Here is a 20397-nt window from a genome sequence, read left to right as displayed (position 1 = left end):
CCCGTCAGGGCGGGGATGACGCGGGCGATCAGATGCTGGCGGCGAGCGCCTTGAGGTCCGCGATCGGCCGCGGGCCGTAATGGCCGATGCATTCCGCCGCGCAGATCGCGCCGAGCCGCAGCGACTGCTCGGTCGACCGCCCCGCGATCCGGCCGTGCAGGAAGCCCGCGGCGAACAGGTCGCCCGCTCCGGTGGTGTCCACCACCTTGTCGATCGGCTCGGCGGCGATGCGGGTCCGCTCCCCGCCCGCGACCGCCATCGCGCCGTCGGGCCCGAAAGTCACCACCAGCAGCGGCACCTTGGCCGACACCGCGGCGATCGCCGCCTCCACGTCCGCCGCCTGGGTGAGCGACACCAGCTCCTCCTGATTGGCAAACAGGCAGTCGATCAGCCCGGCGTCGATCAGGTCGTGGAAGGCGCCGCGATGGCGGTCGATCACGAACTCGGCGGAGACGGTGAAGGCGACTTGGCGCCCCGCTGCCCGAGCCACCTCGATCGCGGCACGCATCGCCGCCCGCGGCTCCTCCGGATCCCAGAGATAGCCCTCCAGATACAGCCAGGCGCTGTTTGCGATCAGGTCGCGGTCCAGCGCCTGGGCGGGGAGGTAATGCGACGCACCGAGGAAGGTGTTCATGGTGCGCTGCCCGTCGGGCGAGACGAAGATCAGGCAGCGGCCGGTGGTCGGCTGCCCGGCGCGCGCGGGCACGTCGAAGCGGATGCCCGCGGCGCGGATGTCGTGCGCGAAGATGTCGCCCAGCTCGTCGTCGGCGACCTGGCCGATGAAGGCGCACCGGCTGCCCAGTGCCGCCATGCCCGCGATCGTGTTCGCGGCCGAGCCGCCCGACACGGTCTGCCCGGGCGCCATCTTGGCATAGAGCGCGTCGGCCTCCTCCGCGGAGAAGACGAGCTGCATCGCGCCCTTGGTCATGGCGTTCTCGGCGATGAAGCCGTCGTCGGCGGGGGCGAGGACGTCGACGATGGCGTTGCCGATCGCGACGATGTCATAGGCGGGCTGGGTCAAGCGATTTCCTCGAAAGGCGGAAGAATGGCCGGCGCCTAGGCGGCGGCTCCACCTTGCGCAACCTCGCCGTCGGGCGCATCGCGGGCAGCATGATCCGTGCGCTCCTGCTCAGCCTGGCGCAGCTCGCCGACCGGCGCATCGCGTGGGTGCTGGTCAAGAGCGTGGCGGTGACGCTCGTGCTGTTCGTCCTGTTCGGCGCGGCGACCTGGTGGATCGCCAGCGAGCTCGCCTCCTGGGCGATCGGCTGGCGCGGCGCCGCGCTGACCGGGGCGGTGTCGCTGGTGCTCAGCGCTTTGGTGCTCTGGTTCGCCTTTCGCGCGGTGGCGGTCGCGGTGGTGGGCGTGTTCGCCGACGATGTGGTCGCGGCGGTGGAGGCGCGGCATTATCCGCAGGCGCTCGCCGCGGCGCGGCCGGTCGGGCTGGCGCGATCGGTGCGGATGGGGCTCGGCTCGGTCGGGCGGTTCCTGGGCATCAACCTGCTGCTGCTGCCCGCTTACGCCGCGCTCCTCGCCACCGGCATCGGCGCGCCGGCTTTGTTCTTCGCGGCCAATGCCTGGCTGCTCGGGCGCGACCTCGGCGACATGGTGGCGGCGCGCCACCTGCCGCAAGGAGACCTCAAGGGCTGGCGCAAGGCGACCGGGGGCCGGCGCTTCCTGTTGGGGCTTGCGGGCACCGGCCTGTTCGTGGTTCCGGGCTTCAACCTCGTCGCCCCCGTGCTGAGCGCGGCGATGGCGACCCACATGTTCCACGGAGCGAGACGATGAAGCGGGTGTTGGTTGCGGCGCTGGCGGCAACGGGAGCGCTGGCCGGATGCACCACGGCAGTGCCGCGCGTCGGTCCGTCGACGGGCGGCGCGGTTGCGACGCCCTATACCAGCGCCGGGCTGGAGCGGGTGATCGGCAACAGCGCCGCAGGCCTTCTCCAGCTGTTCGGCCAGCCGGACGCCGACGTGCGCGAGGGGACCGCACGCAAGCTGCAGTTCGCCAGCGGCATCTGCGTGCTCGACACCTACCTCTATCCCAAGGGCAAGGCCGAGCCGCGCGTCACCTATGTCGACGCGCGCGAGCCCGATGGCAGCCCGATCGACCGCGCCAGCTGCGTCGCCGCGCTCACCCGGCGCGAGGGCGGGCGATAGGCCTGTCCTACACGCCCAACGATCTGCTATCCCCCGTCGCATGCCGCCAGCCCGACGTACGCCAGGACTGACAATCTGTTGCGGCATGGGCGGACCGGCCCGGGCGCGGGCGCGCCAGCGTGTCAACCGCCTCAATTCGTCTCGGTCTGGGCGAACGCTGCGCAGCGTCTCAACCGCCTCAATTCGTCTCGTCCGCCTGGCGCCCGATCCGGCGCTCGCCCTCCGATGACCGATGCTCTCGCCGTCACCGCCCGCGGGCTGGTCAAGCGCTACGGCGGGCGCGAAGTGGTGCGCGGCATCGACGTGGCGGTGCCAACGGGCGCGATCTATGGCGTGCTTGGTCCCAACGGTGCCGGCAAGACCACTACCCTGCGCATGCTGCTGGGCATCATCGAGCCCGATGCGGGAACGCGCGCGGTGCTGGGCGCCGCCCATCCGCGCGACATGAGCGACCGCATCGGCTACCTGCCCGAGGAGCGCGGGCTCTATCCCGGCATGAAGGCGCGCGAGGCGATCGCCTTCATGGGCGCGCTGCGCGGGCTGGAATGGAGCCGCGGCCGGGAGCGCGCCGTGGCGATGCTCGAACGCGCGGGCCTCGGTCATGCGGTGGACACCAAGATCCGCAAGCTCTCGAAGGGCATGGCGCAGCTCGTCCAGCTGCTCGGCGCGGTGGTCCATCAGCCCGACCTGATCGTGCTGGACGAGCCTTTCTCAGGGCTCGATCCGGTCAACCAGGAGCGGCTGGAGGCGCTGATCCTCGCCGAGCGCGACCGCGGCGCCACCGTGCTCTTCTCCACCCATGTCATGGCGCATGCCCAGCGTGTCTGCGACCGACTGACCGTGATCGCCGGCGGCCGGGCGCGGTTCGAGGGAACGGTCGCCGAGGCACGCGCGCTGCTGCCGCAGCAGGTCCACTACGTGCCGCACCACCAGGATGCGGCGATCCGCGCGCACCTTCCCGCCGATGCGGTGCCGGAGGGTGAAGGCTGGCGGTTCGAGCTGCCCCAGGGCGGCGTAGAGGGGCTGCTGTCGCGGCTGATCGCCGCGGGCTATGGCATTTCCGGCCTGTCGATCGAGCGGCCGGGGCTGCACGAGGCGTTCGTGCGCATCGTCGGCGAGGCGGAGATGGCGGAGGCAGCGACATGAGCCGGGTCCGCCGCCAGTTGCGCCAGGCGCTCACCATTGCCCGGCGCGACTTCGTCGCCACGGTGTTCACGCCGATCTTCCTGCTGTTCCTGTTCGCGCCGCTGATCATGGGCTCTTTCGGGGCGATCGGCGGCCTCGGCGCGGCAAGTGCGGCCGACAGCGCCGCGCAGACCTTGCGCATCGTCGCGATCGCGCCACCCGCCGACAGTCGGGATCTCGCCGCTGCCGATCGCCGTCTGCGCCGCCTGTTCCGCACCGAGGAGGCGCCGCCCGAGCTGCGCATCGTGGCACCGACGGGCGATCCGAAGGCGCAGGTCCGCGCGCTGATGACCGACCGGCAGGAGGATATCATCGCGGTGCTCCACGGTCCGCTCGCCCGGCCGGTGATCGCTTTTGATGCGCAGGGGCGGCGGTCCGCCGCCTATCTCGCCGAAGTGGCTGAACAGACGCTGCGCAGCCGGACGGCCGGCAATGCCGACTTGAGCCAGCCGACGCTGGCGCGGACGGCCCATGCGGTGCCGCGTCAGGGCGGGCGCAACCAGTCCGCCTTCCTTGCCGTGTTCGGGGTCTTCTTCCTTACCCTGTTCCTCGCAGGCCAGGTGGTCGGCTCGATGGCGGAGGAGCGCACCAACAAGGTCATCGAGGTGCTCGCCGCCGCGGTGCCGCTCGAAAGCGTGTTTCTGGGCAAATTGCTCGGCATGTTCGGCGTCGCCGTGCTGTTCGTCGGCTTTTGGACCCTGGTGCTCGCAAATGTCGCCGCCTTGCTCCCGCCGGGTGCGGCGGGCGAGATCGCGGCGTTGCGTCCGGCGGTCGGCTTCGGCCCGTTCGCGCTGCTGTTCGCCGCTTATTTCACCATGGCCTATCTGCTGCTCGGCTCGGTGTTCCTGGGCGTCGGCGCGCAGGCCTCCACCGCGCGCGAGATCCAGATGCTGTCGCTGCCGATCACCATCCTTCAGGTGGCGATGTTCGCGCTCTCCTCCGCCGCCGCCTCCAAACCCGGTAGCGCGGTGGCGACCTTTGCCGAGCTGTTCCCCCTCTCCTCGCCCTTCGCCATGGCCGGCCATGCGGCGAGCACGCCGGACCTGTGGCCGCACTTCGCCGCGCTCGCGTGGCAAGCCTTGTGGGTCGCGATCTTCATCAGCGTCGGCGCACGTCTGTTCCGCCGCGGCGTGCTCCAGTCGGGCAGCGCGACCGGGCTCTGGCTCCGGCTGTTTCCGCGCGCCGGTCGCACAACTATTGACACGAATGTCAATTAGAGGTTCTCTACCTGAAACCTAGGAGAGAGTCGATGGCCACGCTTACCAGGGACGTTGTCGAGACCACTGCCTCCGATCCGCTCGACGTAAGCCGCGCCGAGCTCTACCGCGACGACACGTGGCGCACCCCCTTCGCCCGGCTGCGCGCCGAGGCGCCCGTCTACCGCTGCGAGGACAGCGCATTCGGGCCTTATTGGTCGGTCTCCACCTACAAGCCCATCGTCGAGGTGGAATCCTTACCGGAACTATATTCGTCTGAGGCAGGCGGCATCACCCTGGCGGACTTCGATCCCGGCAACGACGTGAAGATGCCGATGTTCATCGCCCGCGACCGGCCGGTCCACACCGCCCAGCGCCGCACCGTCTCTCCCGCCTTCACGCCCTCCGAAATGCAGCGGATGACGGCGGACATCCGCCACCGTACCGCCGAGGTGCTCGACACCCTGCCCTGGGGCGAGCGGTTCGACTGGGTGGACACCGTGTCGATCGAGTTGACCACCGGCATGCTGGCGCTGCTGTTCGACTTCCCCTGGGAGGAGCGGCGCAAGCTGACCTTCTGGTCCGATTGGGCGGGCGACATCGAGATCGTCAAGGACGAGGGCCTGCGCCAGCAGCGGCTGCAGCACATGTTTGAGTGCGGGGCCTATTTCCAGAACCTGTGGAACCAGAAGGTGGGCAAGCCGCAGACACCCGACCTGATCAGCATGATGATCCATTCGGACGCGATGAACCAGATGGATCATTACGAATTCATCGGCAACCTGATCCTGCTGATCGTCGGCGGCAACGACACGACGCGCAACACCATGTCCGGCCTCGCCTACGGGCTGGACCTTTATCCCGACCAGCGCGCCAAGCTGGAGGCGGACCCGTCGCTGATCCCCAATGCGGTGAGCGAGATCATCCGCTGGCAGACCCCCCTCGCCCACATGCGCCGCACCGCGACGCAGGACACCGAGCTGATGGGCCAGCAGATCAGGGCGGGCGACAAGCTGGCGCTCTGGTACATTTCCGGCAATCGCGACGAGAGCGTGTTCGGCGAGGATGCCGATAAACTGGTCGTCGATCGCCCGAACGCCCGCCGCCACCTTGCCTTCGGCCACGGCATCCACCGCTGCGTCGGCGCGCGACTCGCCGAACTTCAGGTCGGCATCCTGCTGGAGGAAATGGCGGCGCGACGGATGCGCGTGAATGTCGTTGGTGCGCCGGAACGGGTCAACGCGTGTTTCGTCCATGGTTATCGCAAGTTACCGGTGGAACTCAGCCGCTATTGAGCCTTGCCTTGTAAGGAATCCCACCTGTTTGACCGACCGGATTTCGGGTACGGATCGGACATGACAGGGAGGGTGACATGGCAAAGGTGACGGCGGGCAAGCGCAGTGCGCTGCGCATGGATGATCTCGGCATCAATCTGGACGGAACGGTGGTGCCGTCGTCTAACAATGTCCGGATTGCGTATGGAAACGGCGACTATACCGACTTCGGCGGGACCTTCTCGTTCCTGCCGGGCGGTCAGTTCACCGGCACGGTGAGGGCGGTGACGCATGTCGTCGGCGGCAAGACCGTGTTCAGCGTCTCGGGCGCGAGCGCGGATGCGCAGACGTTGTTTGCCCTGATCGACAGCGGCGACATCCTGGGTGCGCAGGCCTATGTTCTGCGCAACGCCGACACGGTTGTGGGCAACAGCCAGGACGACGTTCTCTACGGCTTTGCCGGCAATGACACGCTGCAGGGTAGTGGCGGCGATGACGTGCTTGTCGGCGGAGCGGGGCGGGACAAGCTGTCGGGCGGCACGGGGGCGGACCGCTACGCCTTCCGTTCAGCCGACGACTCAGGCACGATGATCGACACGCGCGACGTGATCTACGGCTTCAGCCATATGGAGGGAGACCGAATCGATCTTCGCGCGATTGATGCTGTCGAAAAGACCGGCGCGAGGAACGAGAAGTTTCGGCTGGTTGACGAGTTTACCGGCAAGGCGGGTCAACTGACCGTCGAGGAGGTCGCAGCCGGGTGGCTGGTCTCGGGCGATACCGACGGCGAAGACGGGGCGGACTTCACCATCCTCGTCAAGACCGACGTGCCGCTGGTGGGTGGAGACTTCATCCTCTGACCGCCTCTTGAGCGTTGCCGCGCTTTCCGTATCATCGCCCGCGATGAACGGGGTGGCGGAAGGTGCGGCGGACGCGGCGATGGCGGGCCTGGCTGCCCGTGCAGCCGAGCCGCATGCGGGTGACGCCTATCCGCATGCGGCGCATGGCGGGCAGTGCCTGAACTGCGGCGCCGCGCTGATCGGGGAGCATTGCCATGTGTGCGGTCAGTCTGCGCACGTCCACCGCTCGGTCGGCGCCATAGGCCACGAGATCGCGCACGGCGTCTTCCACTTCGAGGGCAAGATCTGGCGCACGCTGCCGCTGCTGGTGTTCCGGCCGGGCGAGCTGACCCGCCGCTACGCGGCCGGCGAGCGCGCCAAGTTCGTGTCGCCGCTGGCGATCTTCCTGTTCTCCGTCTTCCTGATGTTCGCGATCGTCGCCAATCTGCCCGGCAAGAAATTCTCCACCGACTTCATGAAGCCGGGTGTCTCGGAAAGCCTGATCGACGTCCGGGCGAAAGTGGTCGAGAACCGCCGCCGCGAGCAGGCGCAACTTGCCGAACTGCGGCAACGCCTCGCGCGGGAACAAGCGGACGCCGAGAAGGACCCGGAGCGGGTCACACGCCTTTCTCAACGGATCGATCGCAGCAGCAAGAGCATCGCCGATCTGGCACGGATCGAGCAGATGTTGCCGAGCGCGGCAGCGACACCCGATACCGAAGGCAGCAGCGGTTGGTTCGGCGCCGCCATCGAACACGCCAAGAAGAACCCGGATCTGGTCTTCTACAAGCTGAAGACCGGCGCCTACAAGTACAGCTGGGCGCTGATCCCGCTGTCGGTGCCGCTGCTGTGGCTGCTGTTCCCGTTCAGCCGCCGCTTCGCGCTGTACGACCACGCGATCTTCGTGACCTATTCACTCAGCTTCATGTCGCTGCTGACGATCGTGCTGGCGGTGTTGAGCGCGGTGGGCGTGCGGCCGTGGCTGCTGATCTCCGCGGCCACGTTCATCCCGATCGTCCACATCTACAAGCAGTTGAAGGGCGCCTATTCGCTCGGTCGCCTGAGCGCGCTCATCCGCACCTTCGTGCTGGTCAACCTGGTGTTCTGGACCGTAATCCCGGCCTTCATCCTGGGCCTGGTGTACCTCGGCGCCGCCTGACGCGCTTCAGATGATATATTCGACCGTCTTCAGCTGAGCCTGCGCTTCCCGGACAGCGCGGCGCTTGGCGACCATCTCGGCGTGAAGCCGGTCGATCGTCCGGCTTCCCGTTGTCTTGAACGCGAACGGCAGGACACCGTGGACCACCGCGCCGACCCCGCCTGCGATCATCCGCACGCCGAAGCGCGTCGCCACCCCGAAATGCTCTACATAGGTCTCGCCCACCGCAGCGGGATGGTCGAGGAACAGGCGGCGGATCATCGCGGCTCTTTCGTGCAATTCCGAGGCGGCGCTCCCTTGCCACGTCATTCGTCGAAAGTCGCCCCCCTTGCGGCGAGATCGTCGACGATCCGCAGCGCCAGCAGCGACAAGGTGTCATCGCGTGCGCCCATCACGACGATCCGATCGCCAGGTGCCGCGATGGAAACGAGGTGGGCGGCAGCCGCCTCGCGATCGGGAATGTGCAGCGCCGGGCTGCCGGCGACGGTGAGATCGCGGACGATGTCGGCGCTGGTCACTTCGCGCGTGACCGTGCCGCCCTGGTAGACCGGATCGGGCAACACCAGCAGATCGTCCTGCCCGAGCCGCGCCGCGAAGGTGGCGACCAGTTCGGCGCGCATATGCTTCAGCGGGCCATAGCCGTGCGGTTGGAACAGCAAGCGCAGGCGGCCGGGCGCGGCACGCAAGGTATCGAGCGTCGCCGCGATTTTGTCGGGATTGTGCCCGAAATCGTCGATCACCGACACGCCTGCGGCTTCGCCGACCAGCTCGAAGCGACGCTTGAGGCCGGAGAAGTGCGACAGCGCCGCGGTCGCCTCCGCCACCGGCACGCCGGCGGCGACCGCAGCGCCGATCGCGGCGAGCGCGTTGGACACATTGTGGCGGCCCGGCACCGCCAGCCGGACGCTGCCTGCCCGCGTGCCGTCCACCGCAAGGTCGAAAGCGATGGCGAACGGCTCCTCGACGAGGCCGGTCGCGCGCAGCCGCGCCTCGCGATCGATGGCGAAACCGAGCACCCGGTCCGCGGGTAATGCCATTGCCAGCGTGGCGGCATCGGGATTGTCGAGGTTGACCACAGCGTGCGTCGCCTTGCCGATGAAGGCGCCGAACAACGCGTTGAGCTCATCGAGCGCTTTGTGGTCCAGGCTGACGTTGTTGAGCACTGCGATACGGGGCGCGTAGAGCGCGATCGAGCCGTCGCTCTCGTCCACCTCGCTGACATAGGCGTCGCCCTGCCCGACCAGCGCGCTGGCGAAGGGGCGGTCGGTGGTGGCGAAGTCCTTCATCACCGCGCCGTTCATCACACTGGGGTCGCGGCCGGTGGCCTGGAGGATGGCGGCGATCATGCCGGTGACGGTGGACTTGCCGCTGGTGCCGGCGACGCCGATCGGCAGCCGGCTGGCGTTGAACAGGACGGCGTTGAGCTCGGCGCGGGTCATCCGCTTGCAGCCGAGCATTTCGGCGGCGACGATGTCCGCCACCATAGCCTCGACTGCGGCGGAGGCGACCACCAGCTGATCGGCCGAGACGATGCCGCTGCCGTCCTGCGGGTGGAGCGCGATGCCCAGCGCGCGGAGCGCGTCAAACTTGGCGGGCACGCGACCCTGGTCGAGCCCGCGATCCGATCCCTCGACGCGCGCGCCGCGCGCCGCGAGGATCATCGCCAGCGGCATCATCCCCGATCCGCCGATACCCACCAGAAAGAAGCGCTGCCCTGCGATGTTGCCGTCGTGCATGGCCCGGCGCTATCGCGGCTGCGAACGGCACGGGCAAGCGGGGACACGCGTTGAAGATCGGGATCGTCGCGCCGGCGAACACGCTCAACCCGGAGGTGGTGGCGCCGCTCTCCGCCTTCGCCGCGCTCGCCTATCCCGAGGTGGAGCTGGTGTTCCACCCGCAATGCTTCGAGGCCGAGGGGCATTTCGCCGGCCCGGACGCGCGCCGCGCCGCTGCCTTCCTGGAGTTCGCCAACGACCCCGCGTTCGGCGCGATCTGGTTCGCGCGTGGCGGCTATGGCTCCAACCGGATCCTCGCGGAGGCGATGCCGCGGCTCGGTTCGGCGGCGCGCGACAAGGCCTACCTCGGCTATTCGGACATGGGGTTCCTGCTGGCGGCGCTCTACGCGCGGCGGATCGGGCGGGTCGCGCACGGGCCGATGGCGACCGATATCCGCCGCGATGGCGGCGACCGGACGGTGGCGCGCTCGCTCGGCTGGCTGACGCGGGGGGAGCGGGCGGGGCTTGAGCCGAGCCTCGGCGGCGCGCCCGCGGCGGCGTTCAACCTCGCCATTCTCGGATCACTGATCGGCACGCCCTGGCTGCCCGACCTCGCCGACCATGTGCTGATGATCGAGGAGGTGTCCGAGCCGATGTACAATCTGGATCGGCTGCTCTTCACCATGGCCAATGCGACGCAGCTCAAGGGGCTGGCGGGGGTGCGGCTGGGCGCGGTGACTGCGGTGCAGGAGAATGATCCGCCTTGGGGCGAGACGCTGGAGGTGATGATCGCGCGCTGGTGCCGGGACATGGGAGTGCCGTATCTCGGACGCGCGGAGATCGGGCATACGCAGGCGAACCGGGTGGTGCCGTTCGGGGTGGCCTGACCGGGCGAGCCCGCGATCGGGCGTGGGCGGATCGTGCGGAAGTTGACACTAACTTTACACCGTCGGCGGTGGCGGGGACGTTGCGGGCAGGAGTCGGAGCGATGTTCCCGAGAGCCAGGCGCACGCGCACCCTGCTTGCCCGATCCAGCAAGTCGTAAGGGTCTGGACGCTGGAAAGAGCCGAGACATAGTCATAGCACTCGGCTCGCTTGTAGGACAGTGAAGATTGCTCGGAAGCGAAACAGCAGAAGGGCTGCAAACGCCCATTACTGGCCGTTCGGGTCACCCGCGGCGAAGCTCAAGTCAGGTCTGCGCCGATATGCCGCTTCCTCGGTGGCGAGAGGTAGCGGGACCCCGGATCAGGTCCGGGGTGACGTGGGATGAGGGTCGGGCCGGAGGGATCGCAGTTCGGAGCGGATCCAGCCCTGCCTGGCACGCCGCCCCGGCGAACGCCGGGGTCCAGTATCGGGCCGCTCGCAACTGGGCCCCGGCGTTCGCCGGGGAGGCGCTTCGGGGTGGCGTAGCCGGAGAAGGTATCGTTGGCCCCTCCCTAATTGTCATCCCTGCGAAAGCGGGGATGATGGGACCGGGGCGGCGACGACGGTGGTGAGCGCGCCGCCACTCAGTCCACCGACTGCGGGTGGTTCGGCACCAGAATCAGCGTGCGCCCCTCCACGCGCCAGCTCTTCAGTCGCGACAGGAAGTTCATGCCGAGGATGTCGGCGTTGCCGAAGGCGGGCGAGACCACCACCGCGAGGTCGCGCGCGACGATGTTGCCCATGCGCAACTCCTGAAGGTCGCCGGTTTCGGCGCTGATCGTGCCGTTGGCGGTGCGGATCAGCATCGGGAAGGGCGAGGGCTTGGCGTCGATGCCCGCCGCCGCCGCGGTCGCCTGCGACAGCGCGGTGACGGTGGCGCCCGAATCGACCAGCATCCGCCGCTCGACCCCGTTGATGGTGGCGCGCACCCAGAAGTGGCCGTCGCGCGACATCGGCACGCGGGTCACCTCGCCGACCACCTTCTGATCGTCCGACAGGTTCAGCATCGCCGCGATCTGGCCGACGACGGGATCGAACTTCTCGCGCTGGCCCAGCAACACCGCGAGCGCGCCGGCGAGCGCGATCCAGCTGGCGACCGAGACGATCGTGCCGATCACCGGGATGCGGCGGAGCACCGCGAGCAGCGCGAAGGCACCCGCCACCACGGCGAAGAGGATCATCTGGTCTTGGGTGATGGCAGGCAAAGGGTTCATGCTGGTACAGGCTCTAACAGAGGGTCGCTTTCCCGTTGCTGACTACAGGTGGTATCGCGCCTGCGATTTCGCTATATCGCGCGCATGATCCGCCGCGCCGTCCCCCAGACTAGCCGCGGGCGGCGCGCCTAGCTTCGGCGCGGCCGCCCGGAACGGGTGAGTCGGCGCCCCTCACCTGCTTCCCTCTCCGCCGGGCGCCTTCCCGTATCGCCCGCGCTCGCCTAAGCGCCGCCCCTGAAGGCAGGATTCATCATGGACATGTTCTCGATCACGCTTCCCGACGGCTCGGTGCGGGAGATGCCGCAAGGGTCGACCCCGGCGGATGTCGCCGCGGCGATCGGCCCCGGCCTCGCCAAGGCGGCGATCGCCGCGCGGGTGGATGGTGAACTGCGCGACCTGTCGCGCCCGTTCACCGGCGACGCGCAGCTGGCGCTGGTGACGAGCAAGGACGAGAAGGACGCGCTGGAACTCGCCCGCCACGATTTCGCGCACGTCATGGCGGAAGCGGTGCAGCATCTGTTTCCCGGCACGCAGATCACCTTCGGCCCGGCGACCGAGGACGGCTTCTACTACGATTTCGCACCCAAGGAGCGACCGTTCACCGAGGACGACCTGCCCGCGATCGAGGCGGAGATGCGGCGCATCATCGCGAAGAACGAGCCGTTCGTGCGCGAGGTGTGGTCGCGCGAGCAATTGATCGAGACGTGGAAGCGGCAGGGCGAGACCTTCAAGGCCGAGTGGGCGGCGGAGCTGCCGGATGGCGAGGAGCTGACCATCTATCGCCAGGGCCAGTGGCTGGACATGTGCCGCGGCCCGCACATGCCCTCCACCGGCCGGCTCGATCCGCAGGCGTTCAAGCTGACCCGCGTCTCGGGCGCCTATTGGCGCGGCGACCAGAAGAATGCGATGCTGAGCCGCGTCTACGGCACCGGCTGGCTCAGCAAGAAGCAGCTCGACGCGCACCTCCACATGCTGGAGGAGGCCGCCAAGCGCGACCATCGCCGGCTGGGCCAGGAGATGGACCTGTTCCACCTCCAGGCCGAGGCGCACGGCAGCGTCTTCTGGCACCCGAAGGGCTATATGATCTGGCGCGAGCTGGAGGCGTACATGCGCCGCCGGCTGGACGCGGGCGGCTATGCCGAGGTGAAGACCCCGCAGGTGATGGATGCGCGCCAGTGGGAGAAATCCGGCCATTGGGGCAAGTATCGCGAGAACATGTTCGTGATCCCGGACGAGGTGCCGAACGTCGAAGATGAAGGCCCGGTGGTGTCGCAGGACGCGGACTGGATGGCGCTGAAGCCGATGAACTGCCCGGCGCACGTGCTGATCTTCCGCCAGGGCATCAAGAGCTATCGCGACCTGCCGATCCGCATGGCGGAGTTCGGCTGCTGCCACCGCAACGAGCCGCATGGCGCGCTCCACGGCATCATGCGCGTGCGCCAGTTCACCCAAGACGATGCGCACATCTTCGTGCGCGAGGACCAACTGGTCGAGGAGGTGGCGAAGTTCATCGACCTGCTCGATGCGGTGTATCAGGATCTGGGCTTCGACCGCTATGCGATCAAGCTGGCGCTGCGGCCGGAAAAGCGGTTCGGCAGCGAAGAGATGTGGGACTGGTCCGAACAGTCGCTGCGCGATGCGGTGGCGGCAACGGGGCGCAACACCGACGCGTTCGGCTGGGAGGAGCTGGAGGGCGAAGGCGCCTTCTACGCGCCCAAGCTGGAGTTCCACCTGACCGACGCGATCGGGCGGACGTGGCAGGTCGGCACGATCCAGACCGACACGGTGCTGCCCGAGCGGCTCGACGCGTCGTACGTCGGCGAGGATGGCGAGCGCCACCGCCCGATCATGTTGCACCGCGCGATCCTGGGATCGTTCGAGCGGTTCATCGGCATCCTGATCGAGCATTTCGCGGGGAAGCTGCCGCTGTGGCTGGCGCCGGTGCAGGCGGTGGTGGCGACGATCGTCTCCGATGCGGATGACTATGCCGGGCAGGTGGTGGCCGAGCTGCGCCGTGCGGGGCTGCGCGTGGAGAGCGATCTTCGCAACGAGAAGATCAATTACAAGGTGCGCGAGCACTCGCTGGCCAAGGTGCCGGCGCTGCTGGTGGTCGGCAAGCGCGAGGCGGAGGAAGGCAAGGTCGCGATCCGCCGGCTGGGCGAGCAGCAGCAGCAGGTCGTGACTTTGGCCGAGGCGGTCGCCATGCTGCGCGCGGAGGCGACTCCGCCCGATTTGCGGTAACGTACGTTCGGCCTGAGCGAGGTCGAAGGCCAAGCCCCGGCGTGGGGGAATGTGCTTCGACTTCGCTCAGCACGAACGGAGAGTCTACCGCCCCTCGCCCAGCGGCGACCATTCGATCGCGTCCTCAGCTTCGCCGAACGCCTCGTCCGACGCGGCCTCGCGCGGGCCGATCGCCTCCAGCAACTGGTCGAGCACCCAGTCGACGCCGGTGCCGCTGGCGCCGGAGAGCGGGATCACCGGGGCGCCGCTCGCCTCCTCCAGCTCGGCGGAGAGCGCCGCGATCAGCTCGTCGTCGAGCGTGTCGATCTTGTTGAGCGCGACGACGACCGGCTTCTCGTCCAGCCCGGCACCGTAGTTCGCCAGCTCGTCGCGGACGATCTCGTAGCTGCGCGCCACGTCCGCGTCATTGGCGTCGACGAGGTGGAGCAGCACGCGGCAGCGCTCGATATGGCCGAGGAAGCGGTCGCCGATGCCGGCGCCTTCCGCGGCGCCCTCAATCAGGCCGGGGATGTCGGCGACGACGAACTCCTGCATCTTGTGCCGCACCACGCCCAGCTGCGGGCGGGTGGTGGTGAAGGCATAGGCACCCACCTTGGCCTGCGCGTTGGTGACCGCGTTGATGAAGGTGGACTTGCCCGCATTGGGCAGGCCGACCAGCCCGGCATCGGCGAGCAACTTCAGCCGCAGCCACACCCACGCCTCGGCGCCCGGCCAACCGGTGCCGTGCTGGCGCGGCGCGCGGTTGGTGGAGGTTTTGTAGCTGGCATTGCCGCGCCCGCCGTCGCCGCCGCGCAGGAACACCTCGCGCTGGCCGACGCGGGTGAAATCGAGCAGCACGGTCTCGCGGTCCTCGTCCAGCACCTGCGTGCCGACCGGCACCTGGATGACGCGATCGTCGCCGCCGCCGCCGGTTCGGTTGGAGCCCGAGCCGCCCGAGCCGCGCGGCGCGCGAAAATGCTGGGTGTAGCGGAAGTCGATCAGCGTGTTGAGCCCGGCCACCGCCTCGAAGATGATGTCGCCGCCCTTGCCGCCGTTGCCGCCGTCCGGCCCGCCATATTCGATGAATTTTTCGCGACGGAAGCTGACCGCGCCGGGCCCGCCGGCGCCGGAGGAGACGTAGATTTTGGCTTGATCGAGGAAGTGCATGGCGAGACGCCTAACGCTTTAGCCCAGCTAAAGCGACCCGGCGTCCGCCCGGCCGGCGCCGCTCCGGCGGCGTCCGACACAGCCTGTCCTGAGCGCCTGCCTTGGCAGGCAGTCGAAGGGCGGCTTTGCCGCGGCTGGCGGAACTTCACGAACTTCGCGCAGATGGGAGACAAATACGGGTGTAAGTCGCTTCGACGCGGGCGCGAGGGCTCGGCGTGTGCTGGATGATCGACGGTTCAAAGAGCGCCGGCAGGATATCACATCGGGGTCTTGTAGGACAGCGGCGTGGTGCCGGAAGGCTTGCCGCTCGATCTTCCTAGCGTGCAGCGGCCGCTTTCGTGTTTGAAAGCTGCCAACTTGCAATCGCGATCCTCCCCCGCCACTGGGAGAAGGCACGAATGTGCCGGGTGGGGCGGAAGCGGTGTGATTGCCGCGGGGGTGCCGCCGTCCTCCCTCTCCTCGCGCATTCGCGCTTCCTCCCCCGGAGGGGGAGGATCTTGGTGGCCGTCCGGCCGTGCGAACCGCCCGATTGACTTCCCCGCACCCCCGCGCCTACCCCAAGTCAGTCGATCGACTTAGAAGCCGGCGACGCGAGGAGAGCGCGATGGGCAGGCACGCATATGACGTGATCGTCGTGGGCGGCGGGATCGGTGGGTCGGCGTTGGCGGCTGTGCTGGCGCGGGCGGGCCGATCGGTGCTGCTGCTGGAGAAATCCACCGCCTATGAGGATCGGGTGCGCGGCGAGTGGATCGCGCCCTGGGGCGTCACCGAGACGAAGCGGCTGGGCCTGTACGACGCGCTGCTCGCGGCGGGCGGGCATCATCTGACCAGCCATGTCACCTATGACGAGACGCGCGATCCGGGTGCGGCGGAGGCGGCGGCGCTGCCGTTGGGGATGTTCGCGCCCGAGGTGCCGGGGCCGCTGTGCATCCGCCATCCGGTCCATTGCCAGACCCTGTTCGACCAGGCGGTCGCCGCCGGCGCGACCGCGCTACGCGGGGTGGAGGTGGAGGCGATCGACCTCTCCGCCACGCCGCAGGTCACCTACCGCCATGAGGGCGCACAGCACGTCGCCCGCGCGGCGCTGGTGGTCGGCGCGGAGGGGCGCCAGTCGGGCGTGCGCCGTGCCGCCGGCCTGACCCTCCAACAGGACAAGCCGCATCACTGGTTCGCCGGGCTGCTGGTCGACGACGTCGAGGGCTGGGACGAGACGCGCCAGGCGATCGGCACGGAGGACGATTTCGCCTTTCTCGCCTTTCCTCAGGGCGCCGGGCGGGTGCGCATCTATGGCGGCTGGTCGCTGGCGGAGAAGACGCGGTTCGCGGGCGCCGAGGGGCCGGCGCGCTTCCTCGACGCGTTCCGCATGCGATCGGCACCGCATAACGACCGGATCGCGAGCGGCGTACCCGCGGGGCCGCTGTTCGCTTATTACAACAACTGCTCCGCGGCCGAGCGGCCCTTTGCGGCGGGCGCGGTACTGGTGGGCGATGCGGCGGGATGGAACGATCCGATCCTCGGCCTCGGCCTGTCGATCACCTATCGCGACGTGCGGCTGGTCAGCGACATATTGCTGGCGACGCCCGCGGGCCAGGCGCCCGACTTCGGCCCCTATGCCGAGGAGCGCGCCGAGCGGATGCGCCGGCTGCGCATCGCGGCGGAGATGCAGGCGGGGCTGGACATGGAGTTTGGCGAGGTCGCGCGCGACCGGCGGCGGCGCTTTCACGAGGGCAGCGCGGTCGATCCGACCCTGGGCATGCACGGCGTCGCCACGCTTGCGGGTCCGGAGATGGTGCCGGCGGAGACGTTCGAGTCCGCGCACATCGCGCGGGTACTTGGCGAACCCGCGCATGTCGCGCGGGTGCTGGGGGGCTGACGCGATGGAGATCGAGCGCTTCAACGCCGACTGGCTCGCCGCCTGGACCGCCAAGGACGTGCCCGCGCTGCTGGAATTCTACGCGCCCGACTGCACCTATCACGATCCGCAGACCGCGGGCGGGATCACCGGGCATGACGCGCTGCGGGCGTACCTGACCGGGCTGTTCGCGGCGACCCCGGCGATGACCTACACGCCCGACGAGGTGTGGCCGATCCCCGGCGGCTTCTGCGGGCGCTGGTATTGCGAGGTTGCCGACGGCGGGCGGCTGCGCGGGTTCGACCTGGTGCTGATGGCGGGCGGGCGGATCGCGCACAACGAGGTGTACGTGCATCAGCTGGCGGGGTGAGGTTCGGCCCTGCTGGAATTTGGGTCGCCTCCCCGGCGAACGCCGGGGCCCAGGACCGGGCCGCCCGCAACTGGGCCCCGGCGTTCGCCGGGGAGGTGCTCAAGCTTGAAGGATCAGCTCCCCGTCCGATCCGCCAGCAGCATCTGCCTTGCCAACTCCCGCGCGCGATCGCGCGGCAGCCCGAGCGCGCGGGCCATGGGGGCACCGAGCAGCGCGTCGCCGAGCGCCATCAGCACCAGTTGCAGCGTTTCCTCATGGATCGGCACGTCGTTCTTGTGCTCCTGCGCCAGTTCCTCGACCAGGTCGTGGATCGCGGTGAGGATGGGATCGAGCGCATCCTCATTGCCCGACAGGATCATCCAGCTGGCGAGCGCGCCGGCGCCGTTCTTGCCGAACGCGTCGAAGGTGAGGTCCACCACCTCGGCGGGATCCTGCACCTCGCGCGAACGGAACACCGCCGCCTTGATCGTGCCGACGATGCTGGAGGCCATCTTGGCGATCAGCGCCTTCTGTAGGCCTTCCGCGGAGCCGAAATGATGGAGCAGGTTGGCATGCGTCCGCCCGATCCGCCCGGCAACCGCCTTGAGCGTCACCGCCTGCGGGCCCACCTCCACCAGCAACGCGCGCGCCGCCTCCAGCGCCGCCTCACGCGATTCCTCGGGGGACAGGCGGCGGCGGACGGGGAGCGGGGTGACGGACATCGCCTTGGGCCTTCGGAGGAAATGTTCGGAAACACAATGGCGAAGCCGCTGCCGGCTCAGGCCAGCGCGCGCGCCATTACCGCGCACGGCACCGCCCTGCCCTGCGCCAGCGACATCTGCGATTCGCGACGGACCTCGACGAAGCCGAGCTTCTCCAGCACGCGGCGCGAGGCGGGGTTGTCGAGGTGGTGGGTGGCCTCGACCCGCGCGATGCCGAACGCGTGGCGTGCGATCTCCAGCATCATCGCCGCCGCCTCGCCGGCATAGCCGCGCCCCCAGGCGGACGGGGTGAGCCAATAGCCGAGCGTCGCCTTGCCCGCACCCGCGTGCTCCAGCCCGATGCCGCCGACCAGGCGCGGCGCGGGATCATCATGTGCGAAGATCAGGAAGGTCGCCTCCTCCGCGCCACGATCACGCGACAGGAAGTCCGCCGCATGCTCGAGCGCATAGGGCCAGGGCGCACGGGCGAGGCGCATCACGACGGCCTCGTGCGCGATCGCGTCGCGCAACGCCTCCGCCTCCTCGGGCCAGCCGGGCCGCAGCGTCAGCCGCTTCGTGCGTGCGAACATGCTCCACCTCACCGTTGCAGGCATCGGCCCGCGAGCTGAGGGAGCAAAGAAAAAGGGAGCCGGGGTGACCCGCCTCCCTTGTTGGTTGGCCTGAACAGGCCCGGGTCACCCTGGTGGGCGACCCGTGTGGTCGCCCGATTACTCGGCCGCGGCCTGAATCATGTCCACCGAGACGAATTTGCGGCCGAGCTTGCCGTCATGGAAGACGACCTGACCGTCGGTGAGCGCGAACAGGGTGTGGTCCTTGCCGATGCCGACGTTGCGGCCCGGATACACCTTGGTCCCGCGCTGGCGCACCAGGATGTTGCCCGCGATGCAGGCCTGGCCGCCCGCCTTCTTGACGCCCAGGCGACGACCGGCCGAATCACGACCGTTGCGCGAAGAACCGCCTGCCTTCTTATGTGCCATCTTAAGTCTCCCTCGCCCGAGCCGTTACGCGCCGATCGACGTGATCTTGAGGATCGTGTGCTGCTGGCGATGGCCGTTGCGGCGGCGATAATTGTGACGGCGGCGCTTTTTGAAGACGATCACCTTCTCGCCCTTCGCCTGCGCGATGATCTCGGCAGCAACGGTGAGGCCGTCGGTGGAGCGCAGCTCGGCGCCCTCGCCGGCGACGAGCACGTCGCCCAGCGTCACCGACGCACCGGCCTCGCCGTCGATCTTGTCGACGACGATCTTGTCTCCGGCGGCGACGCGATACTGCTTGCCGCCCGTGCGCACGACTGCGAACATGGCTCGAACACTTTCCAAATGCTTGTGCCCGCTCGGGGTGGCCCCGGCAGGAGGAAGGGCGCAGCTAAGGCAGGCGCCCTCCCCTGTCAACCTCCCAGCGGCCGATCGGCGCTCAATGCCGGTAGGATTGGCGCAGATTGTACCGCCCGTCGACGTACTCGCTGAACATGCCGGCGATGGCGGGATGCTCCACCGGCTCGTCGCTGTCGTCGGGCACCAGATTCTGCTGGCTGACATAGGCGACATAGCTCGATTCGGCATTCTCGGCGAGCAGGTGGTAGAAGGGCTGGTCCTTGCGCGGGCGGATCGCGGCGGGGATCGCCTCATACCATTCGTCGGAGTTGTTGAAGACGGGATCGACGTCGAACACCACGCCGCGGAAGTCGAACATGCGGTGGCGCACCACGTCGCCGATCGAGAAATCGGCATGGGCGATCGGCGGCGCCTCCGGCACGCCGGCATCAGTCTGGTCGGGAAGAAGCTCACTCATCACGCGAATGATCTAGTGCGTCCGCGCCGTTGCACAAGCAAGGGTTGCGCGGCCGGTCGCTTCCAGTCTAAGGGCGCCCGCTCGGCCGCGGGTTCGCCCGCACATGACCTCGCGGAGAGGTGGCAGAGTGGTCGATCGCGCCGCACTCGAAATGCGGTTTACGGGGAACCGTAACGTGGGTTCGAATCCCACCCTCTCCGCCACCTTCCGTTGAATTGTAGTTGCTTACGCTGGCCTGCTCTCGCGATGGCCATCGAGGTGCCCACGATCCATCTCGAAAAGGAACTTCTGGTCCCGGATGTTGCCTTCCCCGCACTTGAGAACAAGATAGCGACGCTCATCAACGGTCGCACGGACCACGCGGGAATCGTTGCAAAGCATGGCAAGTCCGATGAAGTTGCTAACTTCCTTCTGATCGCGCCCCTTTCCTCGATCTGCATGACCGGACTCGTAATCATATCCTTGATAATGGCATCAGCCCTGCTGCCGATGCTGCGCACCGCCTCATCTGCTACCACCAGAACCCTGTTCTCGTGATGAGCGTTAAACTTACCGGTGATCCCATCAGCCTGGGCGATCTTGACCGCGTACCGTCCCAACATCATCCTTAGCCAATCGGAGACCTTACTCTTCC

The 20397-nt window shown here is 68.4% G+C and carries 22 protein-coding genes and 1 tRNA gene; 12 read left to right on the top strand and 11 right to left on the bottom strand.

What is annotated here, in order from left to right; translation table 11 throughout:
* Positions 1-28 precede the first annotated feature (28 nt).
* The gene (locus tag ACFDTH_RS00765; protein ID WP_375285584.1) at positions 29-1021 is read right to left on the bottom strand and encodes an adenosine kinase; all 993 of its coding nucleotides are present in this window, start codon (positions 1019-1021) and stop codon (positions 29-31) included.
* 89 nt (positions 1022-1110) lie between these two features.
* On the opposite strand from ACFDTH_RS00765, the gene ACFDTH_RS00760 reads away from it, so the two are divergent.
* The 7 genes from ACFDTH_RS00760 (at position 1111) to ACFDTH_RS00730 (ending at position 7809) form a co-directional block, all read left to right on the top strand.
* Entirely contained in the window at positions 1111-1785 is a 675-nt protein-coding gene (locus ACFDTH_RS00760; RefSeq protein WP_375285583.1) for an EI24 domain-containing protein, read from the top strand.
* The gene (locus ACFDTH_RS00755) at positions 1782-2156 is read left to right on the top strand and encodes a hypothetical protein (protein WP_375285581.1); all 375 of its coding nucleotides are present in this window, start codon (positions 1782-1784) and stop codon (positions 2154-2156) included. The genes ACFDTH_RS00760 and ACFDTH_RS00755 overlap by 4 nt, the downstream gene beginning before the upstream one ends.
* 225 nt (positions 2157-2381) lie before the next feature.
* Positions 2382-3302: an ABC transporter ATP-binding protein gene (locus tag ACFDTH_RS00750; RefSeq protein ID WP_375285580.1), complete on the top strand. Its 921-nt coding sequence runs from the start codon at positions 2382-2384 to the stop codon at positions 3300-3302.
* The gene (locus tag ACFDTH_RS00745; protein WP_375285579.1) at positions 3299-4558 is read left to right on the top strand and encodes an ABC transporter permease; all 1260 of its coding nucleotides are present in this window, start codon (positions 3299-3301) and stop codon (positions 4556-4558) included. The genes ACFDTH_RS00750 and ACFDTH_RS00745 overlap by 4 nt, the downstream gene beginning before the upstream one ends.
* A 32-nt stretch (positions 4559-4590) precedes the next feature.
* On the top strand, positions 4591-5832 hold the full coding sequence (locus tag ACFDTH_RS00740) for a cytochrome P450 (protein ID WP_375285578.1): 1242 nt from the start codon (positions 4591-4593) through the stop codon (positions 5830-5832).
* A gap of 77 nt (positions 5833-5909) precedes the next feature.
* The gene (locus ACFDTH_RS00735) at positions 5910-6671 is read left to right on the top strand and encodes a calcium-binding protein (protein ID WP_375285577.1); all 762 of its coding nucleotides are present in this window, start codon (positions 5910-5912) and stop codon (positions 6669-6671) included.
* A gap of 43 nt (positions 6672-6714) precedes the next feature.
* Entirely contained in the window at positions 6715-7809 is a 1095-nt protein-coding gene (locus tag ACFDTH_RS00730) for a DUF3667 domain-containing protein (RefSeq protein WP_375285576.1), read from the top strand.
* 6 nt (positions 7810-7815) lie between these two features.
* Here the strand turns inward: ACFDTH_RS00730 and ACFDTH_RS00725 are convergent, their stop codons facing one another.
* Positions 7816-8070 (bottom strand): DUF6356 family protein, encoded by a 255-nt coding sequence (locus ACFDTH_RS00725; protein ID WP_375285575.1) that lies wholly within the window; start codon positions 8068-8070, stop codon positions 7816-7818.
* 44 nt (positions 8071-8114) lie between these two features.
* The gene (locus ACFDTH_RS00720) at positions 8115-9545 is read right to left on the bottom strand and encodes a glutamate ligase domain-containing protein (protein WP_375285574.1); all 1431 of its coding nucleotides are present in this window, start codon (positions 9543-9545) and stop codon (positions 8115-8117) included.
* Positions 9546-9595: 50 nt separating this feature from the next.
* Between ACFDTH_RS00720 and ACFDTH_RS00715 the strand changes: the two genes are divergently transcribed.
* Entirely contained in the window at positions 9596-10411 is an 816-nt protein-coding gene (locus ACFDTH_RS00715) for an LD-carboxypeptidase (RefSeq protein WP_375285573.1), read from the top strand.
* Between the two features lie 621 nt (positions 10412-11032).
* On the opposite strand, the gene ACFDTH_RS00710 is transcribed toward ACFDTH_RS00715, so the two are convergent.
* Positions 11033-11629 carry a TIGR02281 family clan AA aspartic protease gene (locus ACFDTH_RS00710; protein ID WP_375285572.1) on the bottom strand — a complete coding sequence of 199 codons (597 nt, stop codon included), beginning with the start codon at positions 11627-11629 and terminating at the stop codon, positions 11033-11035.
* Between the two features lie 291 nt (positions 11630-11920).
* On the opposite strand from ACFDTH_RS00710, the gene thrS reads away from it, so the two are divergent.
* Positions 11921-13903 carry a threonine--tRNA ligase gene (gene thrS, locus ACFDTH_RS00705; protein WP_375285621.1) on the top strand — a complete coding sequence of 661 codons (1983 nt, stop codon included), beginning with the start codon at positions 11921-11923 and terminating at the stop codon, positions 13901-13903.
* Between the two features lie 84 nt (positions 13904-13987).
* Here thrS and obgE read toward each other — a convergent pair whose 3' ends face one another.
* Positions 13988-15049: a GTPase ObgE gene (gene obgE, locus ACFDTH_RS00700; RefSeq protein ID WP_375285571.1), complete on the bottom strand. Its 1062-nt coding sequence runs from the start codon at positions 15047-15049 to the stop codon at positions 13988-13990.
* Between the two features lie 604 nt (positions 15050-15653).
* Between obgE and ACFDTH_RS00695 the strand changes: the two genes are divergently transcribed.
* On the top strand, positions 15654-16922 hold the full coding sequence (locus tag ACFDTH_RS00695; RefSeq protein ID WP_375285570.1) for an NAD(P)/FAD-dependent oxidoreductase: 1269 nt from the start codon (positions 15654-15656) through the stop codon (positions 16920-16922).
* Positions 16923-16926: 4 nt separating this feature from the next.
* Positions 16927-17271 carry a nuclear transport factor 2 family protein gene (locus tag ACFDTH_RS00690; RefSeq protein WP_375285569.1) on the top strand — a complete coding sequence of 115 codons (345 nt, stop codon included), beginning with the start codon at positions 16927-16929 and terminating at the stop codon, positions 17269-17271.
* A gap of 113 nt (positions 17272-17384) precedes the next feature.
* Here the strand turns inward: ACFDTH_RS00690 and ACFDTH_RS00685 are convergent, their stop codons facing one another.
* The 5 genes from ACFDTH_RS00685 to hspQ form a co-directional block, all read right to left on the bottom strand.
* On the bottom strand, positions 17385-17972 hold the full coding sequence (locus ACFDTH_RS00685) for a TetR/AcrR family transcriptional regulator (RefSeq protein ID WP_375285568.1): 588 nt from the start codon (positions 17970-17972) through the stop codon (positions 17385-17387).
* 56 nt (positions 17973-18028) lie between these two features.
* Positions 18029-18541, bottom strand: coding sequence for a GNAT family N-acetyltransferase (locus ACFDTH_RS00680; RefSeq protein WP_375285567.1), 513 nt, complete (start codon positions 18539-18541; stop codon positions 18029-18031).
* Positions 18542-18679: 138 nt separating this feature from the next.
* A complete protein-coding gene (rpmA, locus tag ACFDTH_RS00675; protein ID WP_375285566.1) occupies positions 18680-18949 on the bottom strand; it encodes a 50S ribosomal protein L27 in 270 nt (89 codons plus the stop codon).
* Between the two features lie 24 nt (positions 18950-18973).
* On the bottom strand, positions 18974-19273 hold the full coding sequence (gene rplU / locus ACFDTH_RS00670) for a 50S ribosomal protein L21 (RefSeq protein WP_375285565.1): 300 nt from the start codon (positions 19271-19273) through the stop codon (positions 18974-18976).
* Positions 19274-19385: 112 nt separating this feature from the next.
* Entirely contained in the window at positions 19386-19763 is a 378-nt protein-coding gene (hspQ, locus tag ACFDTH_RS00665) for a heat shock protein HspQ (protein ID WP_375285564.1), read from the bottom strand.
* Between the two features lie 113 nt (positions 19764-19876).
* Here hspQ and ACFDTH_RS00660 point away from each other — a divergent pair.
* Positions 19877-19966 (top strand) — tRNA-Ser (locus ACFDTH_RS00660).
* Here the strand turns inward: ACFDTH_RS00660 and ACFDTH_RS00655 are convergent.
* Entirely contained in the window at positions 19922-20365 is a 444-nt protein-coding gene (locus tag ACFDTH_RS00655; protein ID WP_375285620.1) for a primase-helicase family protein, read from the bottom strand. The genes ACFDTH_RS00660 and ACFDTH_RS00655 overlap by 45 nt on opposite strands.
* Between the last annotated feature and the right edge of the window lie 32 nt (positions 20366-20397).

It is taken from the genome of Sphingomonas sp. (genome assembly GCF_042096255.1).
In the GTDB taxonomy this organism is placed as follows: Bacteria; Pseudomonadota; Alphaproteobacteria; order Sphingomonadales; family Sphingomonadaceae; genus Sphingomonas.
Note: the sequence above shows the minus strand (reverse complement) of the source record. Positions and strands in the feature narration are given on the sequence as shown.

Excerpts from the sequence above, each read along its gene's own strand:
- ACFDTH_RS00760 (WP_375285583.1), top strand. The coding sequence starts at position 1,111 with ATGATCCGTGCGCTCCTGCTCAGCCTGGCGCAGCTCGCCGACCGGCGC.
- ACFDTH_RS00755 (WP_375285581.1), top strand. The coding sequence starts at position 1,782 with ATGAAGCGGGTGTTGGTTGCGGCGCTGGCGGCAACGGGAGCGCTGGCC.
- ACFDTH_RS00750 (WP_375285580.1), top strand. The coding sequence starts at position 2,382 with ATGACCGATGCTCTCGCCGTCACCGCCCGCGGGCTGGTCAAGCGCTAC.
- ACFDTH_RS00745 (WP_375285579.1), top strand. The coding sequence starts at position 3,299 with ATGAGCCGGGTCCGCCGCCAGTTGCGCCAGGCGCTCACCATTGCCCGG.
- ACFDTH_RS00740 (WP_375285578.1), top strand. The coding sequence starts at position 4,591 with ATGGCCACGCTTACCAGGGACGTTGTCGAGACCACTGCCTCCGATCCG.
- ACFDTH_RS00735 (WP_375285577.1), top strand. The coding sequence starts at position 5,910 with ATGGCAAAGGTGACGGCGGGCAAGCGCAGTGCGCTGCGCATGGATGAT.
- ACFDTH_RS00730 (WP_375285576.1), top strand. The coding sequence starts at position 6,715 with ATGAACGGGGTGGCGGAAGGTGCGGCGGACGCGGCGATGGCGGGCCTG.
- ACFDTH_RS00725 (WP_375285575.1), bottom strand. The coding sequence starts at position 8,070 with ATGATCCGCCGCCTGTTCCTCGACCATCCCGCTGCGGTGGGCGAGACC.
- ACFDTH_RS00720 (WP_375285574.1), bottom strand. The coding sequence starts at position 9,545 with ATGCACGACGGCAACATCGCAGGGCAGCGCTTCTTTCTGGTGGGTATC.
- ACFDTH_RS00710 (WP_375285572.1), bottom strand. The coding sequence starts at position 11,629 with ATGATCCTCTTCGCCGTGGTGGCGGGTGCCTTCGCGCTGCTCGCGGTG.
- thrS (WP_375285621.1), top strand. The coding sequence starts at position 11,921 with ATGTTCTCGATCACGCTTCCCGACGGCTCGGTGCGGGAGATGCCGCAA.
- obgE (WP_375285571.1), bottom strand. The coding sequence starts at position 15,049 with ATGCACTTCCTCGATCAAGCCAAAATCTACGTCTCCTCCGGCGCCGGC.
- ACFDTH_RS00695 (WP_375285570.1), top strand. The coding sequence starts at position 15,654 with ATGGGCAGGCACGCATATGACGTGATCGTCGTGGGCGGCGGGATCGGT.
- ACFDTH_RS00690 (WP_375285569.1), top strand. The coding sequence starts at position 16,927 with ATGGAGATCGAGCGCTTCAACGCCGACTGGCTCGCCGCCTGGACCGCC.
- ACFDTH_RS00685 (WP_375285568.1), bottom strand. The coding sequence starts at position 17,972 with ATGTCCGTCACCCCGCTCCCCGTCCGCCGCCGCCTGTCCCCCGAGGAA.
- ACFDTH_RS00680 (WP_375285567.1), bottom strand. The coding sequence starts at position 18,541 with ATGTTCGCACGCACGAAGCGGCTGACGCTGCGGCCCGGCTGGCCCGAG.
- rpmA (WP_375285566.1), bottom strand. The coding sequence starts at position 18,949 with ATGGCACATAAGAAGGCAGGCGGTTCTTCGCGCAACGGTCGTGATTCG.
- rplU (WP_375285565.1), bottom strand. The coding sequence starts at position 19,273 with ATGTTCGCAGTCGTGCGCACGGGCGGCAAGCAGTATCGCGTCGCCGCC.
- hspQ (WP_375285564.1), bottom strand. The coding sequence starts at position 19,763 with ATGAGTGAGCTTCTTCCCGACCAGACTGATGCCGGCGTGCCGGAGGCG.
- ACFDTH_RS00655 (WP_375285620.1), bottom strand. The coding sequence starts at position 20,365 with ATGTTGGGACGGTACGCGGTCAAGATCGCCCAGGCTGATGGGATCACC.